7 protein-coding genes are annotated in these 11,936 nt (G+C 54.2%); 4 read left to right on the top strand and 3 right to left on the bottom strand.

Annotated elements, in window-relative coordinates:
• Positions 1 to 167: 167 nt before the first annotated feature.
• From melB to ACTG2G_RS00685, 3 genes are all read right to left on the bottom strand, one after another.
• Positions 168 to 1,511 (bottom strand): melibiose:sodium transporter MelB, encoded by a 1,344-nt coding sequence (gene melB / locus ACTG2G_RS00695; RefSeq protein ID WP_429206221.1) that lies wholly within the window; start codon positions 1,509 to 1,511, stop codon positions 168 to 170.
• Between the two features lie 208 nt (positions 1,512 to 1,719).
• Positions 1,720 to 3,774, bottom strand: a complete 2,055-nt coding sequence (locus ACTG2G_RS00690) for an alpha-galactosidase (protein WP_439985134.1) — start codon at positions 3,772 to 3,774, stop codon at positions 1,720 to 1,722.
• Between the two features lie 19 nt (positions 3,775 to 3,793).
• Positions 3,794 to 4,488 (bottom strand): IS1 family transposase gene (locus ACTG2G_RS00685; RefSeq protein WP_439985133.1). Its coding sequence is split into 2 segments (ribosomal slippage): positions 3,794 to 4,242 and positions 4,242 to 4,488, totalling 696 coding nucleotides; the frame shifts between segments, so codons are not numbered across the junction.
• A gap of 453 nt (positions 4,489 to 4,941) precedes the next feature.
• Here ACTG2G_RS00685 and ACTG2G_RS00680 point away from each other — a divergent pair.
• From ACTG2G_RS00680 to ACTG2G_RS00665, 4 genes are all read left to right on the top strand, one after another.
• Positions 4,942 to 6,219: an HD domain-containing phosphohydrolase gene (locus ACTG2G_RS00680; protein WP_439985021.1), complete on the top strand. Its 1,278-nt coding sequence runs from the start codon at positions 4,942 to 4,944 to the stop codon at positions 6,217 to 6,219.
• 121 nt (positions 6,220 to 6,340) lie between these two features.
• Positions 6,341 to 6,760: a CBS domain-containing protein gene (locus ACTG2G_RS00675; RefSeq protein WP_227342797.1), complete on the top strand. Its 420-nt coding sequence runs from the start codon at positions 6,341 to 6,343 to the stop codon at positions 6,758 to 6,760.
• Positions 6,761 to 6,975: 215 nt separating this feature from the next.
• Positions 6,976 to 10,890, top strand: coding sequence for an ATP-dependent RNA helicase HrpA (gene hrpA / locus ACTG2G_RS00670; protein ID WP_439985020.1), 3,915 nt, complete (start codon positions 6,976 to 6,978; stop codon positions 10,888 to 10,890).
• A gap of 95 nt (positions 10,891 to 10,985) precedes the next feature.
• A complete protein-coding gene (locus ACTG2G_RS00665; RefSeq protein ID WP_421387573.1) occupies positions 10,986 to 11,873 on the top strand; it encodes a hypothetical protein in 888 nt (295 codons plus the stop codon).
• The last annotated feature ends 63 nt before the right edge of the window (positions 11,874 to 11,936 follow it).

Below are 11,936 nucleotides of genomic sequence, written 5' to 3'. Positions count from 1 at the left end.
AAAAAATCGGCTCAAACATGAAGAAATGAAATGACTGCGTCAGCCGAGAAGAATTTCCCCGCTTATTCGCACCTTCCCTAGAGCTATTAATGTGAAAATGATGCGACTATCAGTGAGAACCTAAATGACGAACTCACTTATTTCTTGCAAGTTGTTTTTCTCTATATTCAAACTCGACCCAGTGCGGCCAGTATCTCATCGTGAAATTTACCATTGAGCTTATAACTTGATTTATAAATCAGATAGCTCAGACAAATTAGCAGACTCGGAATGCCTAACATCAAGACCTGCATTCCCAGCACAGTACCTTCGCTTTGCAAAGTATTTGGGACATAGCCAACTATTGTTAGCCCAATACCAGTCAGGAAGCCGGCAAATGCACTGGCAGCTTTCACCAGCATGGTTTGCACCGAGAAGACGACACTTTCACTGCGCATGCCCATCTTGTATTCACCGTAATCAACCACATCTGCCAGCATAAGAGTTGACATCGCCAAGGCAAAGCCTGAGCCCAACTTCATTGCGGCTCCTGCCATTCCGATCAGTAGTGTATTCTCTGGCATAAAATGACCGGTAAGCAGCAAGATGACATAACTCATCAGTGGGAAAACACAAGCAAGGCGCCAAATCATGGGGCGAGATAGTTTGCTGACGATCAGTGGGAATAACACCAGTCCGATGATCTCGGCAGAGCCCGCAAATCCCATGAAGACGGCGAACATATCTTTATCGCCCATCGCATAAGTGAAGTAGTAGATAGCAAAACTACCGGCTAACTGCATTGCCAAGTTAAAGCACAACACAATACCTATCAAAGCCTTTAGTTGATCATTTTGGAAGATAATCGCTTTTACATCTTTAAAGTGGATCTTCTCAGACACCTTGGTCGCAATAGCGCTATCTTCTTTTACTTTCCATACGGTCAGCAAAGCACTCAAAATGAATATTAGCGCAATAATCATCGATACCTTGGCGAAGCCGGCACCACTATCGCCATCACCCAAAATATCGATAGCTTTCATGCCAAAGGCTCCCATAACAAACCAGGCAAAGCTTGCAAACAGGCGAGGGATCACCACAATCTGCTCTCGCTCTTTCTTATTGCTGGTTAGCGCGGGAATGAACGACCAGTAGGGAATATCCATGATTGTATATGTCATTCCCCAGAGGATATAACTGATAGCTGTATAAATGTATAGTGCGGTTCCTTCAAACTCATGGGTGAAGAAAACAGCTACCATCACGACTGAATTTATCAGGGTACCAATAACGATCCATGGTCTGAACTTACCATAGCGACTGCGAGTATTATCAACAATCATACCCATGATGGGGTCGTTGAACGTATCCCAAATTCTGGCGACTAAAAATAAAGTGCCTACGAATGCAGCTTCAAGGCCAACGACATCGGTATAGTAATACATTAAATAAATGTAAATTATCGAACATGCCAAATCTTTACCAAGGGCTCCTATACCATAGGAAAGTTTGGCGACATTGCTTATACTCATAAAGTTTCATCCTTATTGTGAGTGTCATGTGTGATTTTTCTTGATTAATACAATAACGTGAAATAATGAAGATTTAGTCTAAATATAATGAAAAGCCAAAGGGTTATCTTGGCCTGTTTTTAATCATATCGATGACATCGAGGACGGCCATAATTCAATGGCCGTTTCGCTCTGATTATTTGTGAATCGAGATAATTAAACTGTCAATTTATAACGCTGATATATCGATCAAGATGGCCGTAGTTGGATCAAGAATTGGCATTGCCAGACCTACTTGGCGCAGCCATTCGCCGCTTGATACGATACCAGCAAGGCTCCAGACGGGTTGCTTGTTAACCAGGCCATTATGAAAGTTATTCGGATGCGCGATGACGTTGACGCGATATTGTGTTTGCGCGATTAATCCCGGTATCCGTAAAGTGCCGCTGTGGGCATATGTAGGCATATCTAGCTGTGCAACCATCACTAATGCATGCTTGGCATCAGGAGTTATGACAGCATGGATTTTTTGAGCTTGTTGATCGTCGCTTTCAATACGGTAGGTGATTCCGCTATGAAGCAGGTTTCTATACTGCTTATGCAATGCGATGTATTTTGCAAAGCCAGCTTTCTCTTCGTCCGACTCTTTGACCGGATCGAGCTCTATTCCCATATGTCCAAACAAGGCTGTGATCCCGCGGAAGTCGATGTCGGATACTCTGCGAGTGGCATGGCAATGTCGAGCGCCAATATGAGAGCCCATCACTTCAGGCGGGAAAAAATAGCTAAACCCGCTCTGGATCTCCTGACGTTTGAGTGCGTCATTGTTATCAGATGGCCAGAAACGTTGCACTCGCTTTAGGATCTCATAATCGATACGGCCACCACCGGCAGCACATGATTCAATCTCGATATGTGGATGCCTTGTTTTAAGCTCGTCCATCAGTCGATAGACATTTTGTACCTGGCGTGTTTGGCAAGCTTGTCCGTGGTGAGCAGGCTGGACCGTTTCACGGTTCATGTCCCACTTGAAATAGGCAATATCATAGCGGCTCAGCAGGTCATCAAGACGTTCCAACAAGTAGGCAAAGGCATCAGGATTCTGCAGGTCGATCAGATATTGGTTGCGACCTGTTGGTTGCTCATAGCCATCGAGTTCCATCAGCCAGTCGGGGTGTTGGCGATATAGATCAGAATCTTTGCTGATCATTTCTGGTTCAACCCAGATGCCAAATTCCATGCCCATGGCTTTGACATGTTCGATAACCGGCTGCAAACCATCAGGATATTTCTGCTTATCCAGGTACCAGTCACCCAGTGCCGCTCTATCATTGCAGCGGCCCTTGAACCAGCCATCATCAATGATGAAGCGCTCCACACCCATCTTGGCTGCCTCAGTGGCCATACACATGATGTAATCAGGATCATGCTCAAAGTAGATACCTTCCCATGTGTTGAGATGTACCGGTCGGCATGTCTGATAGTTGCGTCGCTGCGGAAAGGTCAGGATGTGCTTACGTACAAACTGGTGAAATTGATGGCTCATGCCATTCAGGCCATCAGCACAATAGGTTGCATAGAGCCAGGGGGTCGTGATGCGTTCATCTTTTTGCAGGCAAATTTCCCCCGGGTAGTAGAGTGCTTCGGCCTGCAAGAAACGACGACCATCAGCCTTTACATCAACTCGCATTCGATGATTACCGCTCCAGGCCAGATGAGCTCCCCATACTTCTCCGTGCTGTTCATCAAATCCTTTGGTGCCGATGATGAGCGCCGGGTAGTGTTCGTGAGACGTACGACCACGGCGGTTCTCTTGCTGGAATCCACCGTGCATCAGGATATGTCGATGCTGTTGGAACTCATTAACCCAACGCCCGTAGAATGACAAACACTCAATGGCGCGCATGGGTAATGGCAATGTTGTCGCGAGCCTGTTTACCGTGAAGGGCTCCTCGCTTTCATTGTTCAGGGTATGGCGCACGGCGACAATGTCAGAAAGAGGATCTATGGTGAGTTCAGTCAAGAGACACAGGCGAGCGACAGGATCATGACTGACAAGGTGTAGGGAATGTTCGTCGTACTCGACAGACTGAATAGTGAAGACCGGAGACCAATCCTGACCATTTCTATGCCCTTCCAATGCAGGGGAGCTAAAGACGCCCGAACCGGAGTCCGGAAACAAAGTTAACGGGACATCGCAATCCAGTCGGCCAAAAGGCACTGGCCGATCAAGGGATAGGCAGCGCTCCGGGGGCGTCACTGTTAACTTGTTGCCCCAATAGATAATTTGGTAATGACTCCAATCAGTTGAAATGGTGTCTTTCTATAAAGGCACCAATCACTTTCTCGTGGAGCTCAACGGAACGAGAGAAGCAGATGGTCTTGCGAGCCAATCGCTTGATGCGCATTCTGAGCGTCAGGTTGTTACGCTCGATACGCTGGGTGAATATCTTCCCGGTCAGATGCATCTCGCTCGGCACCTCTCTGGCATAGCTTCCCCAATCATCACTGGTGATAAAGCCTATCTGGAACGGAGAAAGCAGGCTCAGCAACCGACGGCATGTCTCATCGTTGCGTGGGCCAAAGGTATATGCCACGACTCGTTTTCTCTTGGTATCAAAAGCATACCAAAGCCAATGTCGATGCTGTTTGTTGCCAACATAGGCCCATTGCTCATCAAGTTCACAGATAAGTGCCACGTCATCGAGCACCACCTTTTCGGAGGTTACTTGCCTTGGGGTGAGTTTTTTAGGGTGCGTATGACTGTGTTGATGCCAATCTTGAGGACGCGAGCAGTATCACGAACACCTGAGCCGTTGAACGCCATATCAACAATCTTGTCTTTGACGCCAGGCTTGCGGGCTTCATAGGTGTAGGTGAGCTGAAACACGTGCGGACAGACGGGGCAACGATAGCGAACATGGCCGGCAGGGATCTTCCCATGGCGATATACGTGGTCAGAGTTGCAGCGAGGGCAGTGAACGGTGATGGATGCCATGAAGCTGTCGGTCTCAAAAGAGTTCATCATATCAACTCAACCGATCGGATGCATCACCGACAGCATAACCTCTCGCCTGCTTTTCATATCTGAAACCTCTTCAGCCATCCGAAGCACCGCGCGACTGCATTTAGCTGCAAGACGAGCTTTGTTTAACACCAGTGTGCGGAACCTTATGGTGTCGCGACTGCTCGCACATGCTGTGCGATGACCGCTTTTATCCTTCTACGCCGGTTGGGTGTATCCCGGCAATGCCATCGAGCAGCAGGTCTTGTTCGCGTGAAAGAGGCCCGGTTGAGCGGTAGTAGGGATACAAGGGCTCTATAAGCCTCTTTGCACTGCTTTTTGCAAAACCGTGATGAGGTAAACCATGGGATTAATGACTAGATTTATCAGTAGCAAGGAGTAAAACGACACCCTTGCATCATCACAAAACAGCATGGGACAGGGATCATGAACAGAGCGCAGGAAGCCGGTTCGTGCTCGCTTCAGGTGGATCTCAGACAGGTCGTTTATGCCTTGTCTGCGTCACTGGATCTGGTAGGAATTGGCGATGTGGCCCATGGTAAACGGGTCGGGATCATGGCGGCCGAGTGTGGTCGGGTATTGGGGCTGGATACAGCTGAATGTTGTTTGTTGTTTGAGCTCGGCGTGCTGCACGATATTGGTGTCTCCTCGACCATCACCCATCACCATCTGGTTAGTGAGTTCGATTGGGAGTCCTCCCAGCGTCACTGCGAGGTAGGATATCAGCTGCTCAAGGATTTCCGCTTGCTGGCCCCGTTGGCACTGCCTATCCGTTATCATCATACCCACTGGCATCTCTTGCGCGAGATGGCCGATGTGGACCCCCAGGTTGCTCGTCAGGCCAACCTTATCTTTCTGGTGGATCGTTGCGATGCGCTGGCTGCCCCATTCTATGGCGATGGCTCATTGTTAATGCATACACACGAGATCCGTGCTCGCCTGCAGGATTGCCGTGACGAATTCTTTGCCACCGATCTGTTGGATGGTTTTCTCCAAGCCTCCCGCTCGGAGGCGTTCTGGTTGCAACTGGAGGCGCGAGCCATCAATGATTACATGCACGAGATGCTGAGGCAGCGGGAGTCCTGCATCACCGATAATGGTGAGCTAAAAGCGTTGGCCAGGATCTTCTCGGGTATCGTTGATGCCAAAAGTCCATTCACTATGACGCACTCCCTCGGAGTGAGCCGTCTTTCGCGTGCCCTGGCCGAGCGGCTGGGGGTTAGTAGTGTCCATTGTGACATGCTCGAAATTGCAGGGCTGTTGCATGATCTCGGCAAGTTGAGGGTTCCTGATGAAATATTGGACAAACCTGCCGGCTTGACGCCGGAGGAGCGGGCAATCATCAATACCCACAGTTTCGAAACCTACCAGATCCTGCGTCATATCGAAGGGTTTGAGGAGATTGCCTGCTGGGCTGCCTATCACCATGAGGAGCCTGACGGGGAGGGCTATCCGTTCCATCTGCCGGCATCGGCGATGGCGCTCGAAGCGCGCATCCTGCGGGTAACCGATATTTTCCAGGCCATGGTGCAGGACAGACCTTATCGACGTGGGCTGCCTGCTCGTGATGCTCTGGCCTTTATGCAACAACTGGCGGCTCAGGGTCGGGTAGATCCTGTCGTGGTGGCGACGTTAGCGGATCATCTGCCACAGATGATGGCTGCGGCCATGCCGGCCAATGAAAACAGATATGCAATCGGTTGATGGGGGAGGAGAGGCTGACCCATCCGGCAGTGAGCCAGCTATGCTTGGAGCAAGCCGTGCGTGGTGCCGGTACTGACGCGCAAGACGCCAGCCTGATTGGACTATGGATAGGGGAATTGATATGGAATCGCTAAAAGCCAGGGATTATATGCAGAGCAGACCCATTACCTTCACTGCAGACATGATGGTGCAGGCTGCGGTCGAGAAATTTTTGAACAGTCATCAGTTGGGAGGGCCAGTGGTGGATGGGCAGGGACACTTGATCGGCTGGATCTCCGAGCAGGATTGCATTGCAGTGATGCTCAAGGAAGCTTATCACTGTGAGCAGGTCGCTCAGGTCAAGGATGTGATGCGCAAGGAGGTACTGACGGTTGAGCCAGATACCAGCATCCTCACCCTGGCGGAGATGATGATGGGACAGAAACCCAAGATCTATCCGGTGGTGGAGGAGGGCAGGCTGCTCGGGGTAATCAATCGCCATAATGTGATGCAGGCTATCCATGCCCAGTTGACCACCTGTTTTGTACACAATCACGGCTAAGGGCTGACCGGATGCAACATGCAACAGAAGCAGGCAAATGGCCTGCTTCATTGTTTTGGGAGATGGTGCGTTCACCCATCCGTAGCCTGGTATGGAGGCTAATTTGCCTCTCCAGTGTCTCATGTTAAGGCTTGCACCTGCTGTCTGTGCTCTTTAGGATCGCTCGCAGCTAATCGATATGGCCCCTCTGGGCACCTATTTAAGGAATTCGTACCTTGTCTCTCTCTATCGAGGCGCTGCGCCGCCGTCTCTCTGCCTGCATGAACCTCGACGCCCGCCGCCTTTCCAGCCGTCTGCACGGGGTCAAAAAGCTGCCTGAAGGCAAACAGGCCGCCGTGCTGGAGACCATCGCTGCTGATTTGGCCGCCGCCGAAGTGCGCTATCAAACCCGTCTGGCCGGAGTGCCCAAGGTCACCTATCCGGACAACCTGCCGGTGAGCCAGAAGCAGGCGGAGATCGCCAAGGCCATTCAAGAGCATCAAGTGGTGATCATCGCCGGGGAAACCGGCTCGGGCAAAACCACCCAGATCCCCAAGATCTGTCTGGCGCTCGGGCTCGGGGTCAAGGGCTTTATCGGCCACACCCAGCCACGCCGTTTGGCAGCCCGCACCGTCGCGGCCCGTATTGCCGAGGAGATGGAGTCCGAGCTTGGCCACTACGTGGGTTACAAGGTGCGCTTTACCGATCAGGTGAGCGAGCAGACCCACATCAAGCTGATGACCGACGGTATCCTGCTGGCGGAGATCCAGAATGACCGGATGCTCACCCAGTACGACACCATCATCATCGATGAGGCCCACGAGCGCAGCCTCAACATCGACTTCATCCTGGGCTATCTCAAGCAACTGCTGCCCAAGCGCCCGGATCTCAAGGTGATCATCACCTCGGCCACTATCGACCCGCAACGTTTCTCCCGCCATTTCAACAAGGCGCCGGTGATCGAGGTCTCCGGCCGCACTTATCCGGTGGAGGTACGTTACCGTCCGCTATTTGTTGATAAAAAAAGCAGTGACAAGAGCGAAGGGCTGGAAGAGCGCGACGAACTGCAGGGGATCTTCGACGCGGTGGAAGAGCTGGCTAGAGAAGGTTTAGGAGACATCCTTATCTTCATGAACGGCGAGCGGGAGATCCGCGATACTGCCGATGCCCTGCGCAAACTCAACCTGCGCGATACCGAGGTGCTGCCGCTCTACGCCCGTCTTTCCAACGCCGAGCAGAACAAGGTGTTCCAGCCCCATGCTGGGCGACGCATCGTGCTCGCCACCAACGTGGCGGAGACCTCGCTGACGGTGCCGGGCATTCGTTACGTCATTGACCCGGGCACCGCCCGCATCAGTCGTTACTCCTGGCGTACCAAGGTGCAGCGCCTGCCCATCGAGCCGGTCTCCCAGGCCAGTGCCAACCAGCGCAAAGGGCGCTGCGGTCGGGTGGCGGACGGCATTTGTATCCGCCTCTACTCGGAGGAGGATTTCAACGGCCGCCCTGCCTTCACCGACCCCGAGATCCTGCGCACCAATCTGGCCTCCGTCATCCTGCAGATGCTGGCGCTCGGCCTTGGCAATATGGAGGCGTTCCCCTTCGTCGAGCCGCCAGAATCCCGCCATATCAAGGATGGCCTGACTCTCTTGAAAGAGCTGGAGGCGGTGCGCGAGCTTCCCGCCACCGGCGATCGTGAGGCCAAACTGCAGCTGACCGAAACCGGTCGCCAGCTCTCGCGCATCCCCCTTGATCCGCGTTTGGCGAAGATGGTGATCAGCGCGGCGCAGACCGGCTGCCTGAGCGAGGTGATGGTGATCACCGCCGCCCTTAGCATTCAGGATCCCCGCGAGCGGCCCATGGAGAAGAAGCAGGCTGCCGACGAGCAGCACAGGCGCTTCGAGGACAAGGATTCCGACTTCCTCGCCTTCGTCAATCTGTGGAACTACCTGAAAGAGCAGCAGGATCTCCTTGGCAGTAACCCGTTCCGCCGCATGTGCCAGAAGGAGTTCCTCTCCTACCTGCGGGTGCGCGAATGGCAGGATATTCACTTCCAGCTGCGCCAGACGGTCAAAGAGCTTGGTTTTAAAGCCAACCATGAACCGGCGGATTTCAAGACAGTACACTGCGCGCTGCTGACCGGTCTCTTGAGCCATATCGGCAACAAGGATCTGGAAAAGCCCGAGTTCCTTGGCGCTCGCAACGGCCGCTTCCACCTCTTCCCAGCCTCTGATCTGTTCAAGAAGCCGCCCAAGTGGGTGATGGCCGCAGAATTGGTGGAGACCTCGCGCCTCTACGCTCGCATCAATGCCAAGATTGAGCCCGAGTGGGTGGAGCCGCTGGCGGGTCATCTCATCAAGCTGCACCATAGCGACCCTCACTGGTCGAAGAAAAACGGCGCCGTAATGGCCAAGGAGAAGGTGACGCTGTATGGCCTGACACTGGTCAATGAGCGCACCATCAACTTCAGCCGTATCGATCCGGCGCTGTGCCGCGAGCTGTTTATCCGCCGCGCCTTGGTGGAGGGGGATTTCGAGACCCGTCACCGTTTCTTCAGCGACAATCGCAAGCTCCTGGCCGAGGTGGAGGCGCTGGAGCACAAGTCCCGTCGGCGCGACATCCTGGTGGATGATGAGGACTTGTTCCGCTTCTACGATGCTCGTTTGCCGGAGGAGGTGATCTCGTCCCGCCACTTCGACAAGTGGTGGAAAGAGGCGCAAAAGCGGGATCCCGAGCTGCTCAACTTCGAAAAAGAGATGCTGATGAAGGGGGATGCGGCCCACATCAGCGATCTTGACTACCCCAACTTCTGGCAGCAGGGGCGCCTCAAACTCAAGCTGACCTATCAGTTCGAGCCGGGGGAGGCCGCCGATGGCGTGACCCTGCATATCCCGCTGCCGCTCCTGAATCAGGTGGAGGTGAAGGGGTTCGAGTGGCTGATCCCCGGGCTGCGTCACGAGCTGTTGGTGGCCCTCATCAAGTCGATGCCAAAACCGATGCGCAAGAACTTCGTACCGGCCCCCAACTATGCCGATGCGCTGCTAGCCAGCATCAACCCCGAACAGGGGCCGCTACTGGACGAGATGGAGCGTCAGCTGCGCCGCATGACCGGCGTCACCGTACCTCGTGAATCCTGGGACTGGACTGCTGTGCCCGATCACCTGAAACTCACCTTCCGGGTGGTGGATGACAAGCACAAGAAGGTGGCGGAAGGGAAAGATTTGGAGGCATTGAAAGAGTCGCTGCGTGGCAAGGTACAGGAGACCCTGTCACAAGTGGCGGACGATGATATCGAGCAGTCCGGCCTCACTCTGTGGAGCTTTGGCGAGTTGCCCCAGGAGTACAGCCAAAAGCGTGGCGGCTTCGAAGTGAAGGCCTATCCGGCCCTAGTGGATCAGAAGGATTCGGTCGCCATCCAGCTGGTGGAGAGCCCGGTGGTGCAGCAGCAGCTGATGTGGGCCGGTCAGCGCCGGTTGGTGCTGCTCAACGTACCATCTCCCATCAAGTATCTGCAGGAGAAGCTGCCCAACAAGGCCAAGCTGGGGCTCTATTTCAACCCGTTTGGCAAGGTGGCTGAGCTGATTGACGACTGCATTGCCTGCGGTTGTGACAAGCTCATCGAGCAGCACGGGGGCATGGCTTGGGACGAGGCCGGTTTCGAGGCGCTCAAGGAGTATGTCCGCGCCGAGCTCAACGATGCGGTGGTGGAGGTGGCCAAGCAGGTGGAAGCCGTGCTGACGCTGTCCCATGAGATCAAGAAACGGCTCAAGGGCAAGATGCAGCTCGACACCGCCTTTGCCATGTCGGACATTCAGCAGCAGCTCGGCAACCTCATCCACAAAGGCTTTGTCACCGAGACCGGCTGGCAGCGGCTGCCTGACTTGCTGCGCTACCTGAGGGCCATCGAGCGTCGTCTCGAGAAGCTTGCCATCGATCCCAACCGTGATCGGGTCTACATGCTCAAGGTGCATAGCGTAGAGTCGGAGTACAAGGCGCTGCTGTCCAAGATCCCCAAATCCCAGCTTATTCCCACCGAGGTGGCCAATATCCGCTGGATGATCGAGGAGCTGCGGGTGTCGTTCTTCGCTCAGAATCTTGGCACCCCTTATCCGGTCTCCGATAAACGGGTGCTTAACGCCATCGCTCAGTGCTAAGCTGCTATCTAACTGTTTTAACAGCATGATAGCGGGTGATGAGAAGGGATTGCCGGTCAGGTAGCCCCTTCAAACCGTAAGTCAGGGAGGCAAGGATGCTGGGGGTCTGGTTGAGTGTGGCGCAGGTGGTGATCAGCGGTTATCAACCCATCGCGGAACAAACCTGGGTGCAGTTGAACCCGGAATATTACCCGCTGGCGCGCACGCCGCCTGCGATGTTTGTGGCCTGGCGTGGCAATCAGTTTCCGCCGCTGGCCCAAAAGCAAAAGCACGGTCGCTGGCAGATCCTCTTTCCAGCCAGGTTGGTGCCCCCCTTCGATCTGTTCGAGGGGGAGGCGCAGCTCTCCAAAACCTATCTGGCAAGGCTGCGGCGCATCGACGAGATGGCTTACGGGGTTGTCCCCGGGCAGGCTGTTGCGGCTGGTGCAATCGTGCAGCAGGGGAGTGGGTCCCCTGATTATCACGCGCAACCTGTCGCGCCCTTTATCGCCGAGTTCCGTACACCCCAAGACGCGTTCGGTGGTGTTGATATACCCAGCGACCCCGACGAGAGCGAACCTCTGCTCGCTCAGCTGGGGGTGACCTTTCGCACAGCGGGGATGAGTGGTGCCCAAGGATATGAGGGAGTAGCAAGCGCCGATATGGCGCTCGCCAGCCACACGGCTAGCTTATCCGCAGGCAGTGACGCCATGCTTACCCTCTCGGCTCCTGCGGCCGGCGGTCCACAAACAGTGTGTCATCAGGTCGCCGCAGGGGAGACCCTGTGGCGCATTGCCAACCAGTTATCCAGCGCTCAGGGAGCAGATACCTACAGCTATTTGCTGGCGCTGGTGGCAGAGAACCAGCAGCGGCTTGGCAAGAGCATTCGAGTCAGAACGGGGGAGGGCCTCTACTGCCCGCGCGCCGAGACCCTGGCGCGGTTTGATGCCCTGAGCCCGGCCCAGCGTCAGCAGCAATTCGCCCGGTTGGAGCAAGGGCGCTAAATGCAGAGTCGGTACCTTGTATCCGAATTTGGCCCGTGGTAGTATTCGCGCTCGTTTTGCGAG

The organism is Aeromonas sp. 55A (assembly GCF_051919665.1).
GTDB classification, from domain to species: domain Bacteria; phylum Pseudomonadota; class Gammaproteobacteria; order Enterobacterales; family Aeromonadaceae; genus Aeromonas; species Aeromonas veronii.
The sequence above is the reverse complement of the archived record's forward strand: the minus strand, read 5'-3'. Positions and strand labels throughout refer to the sequence as shown.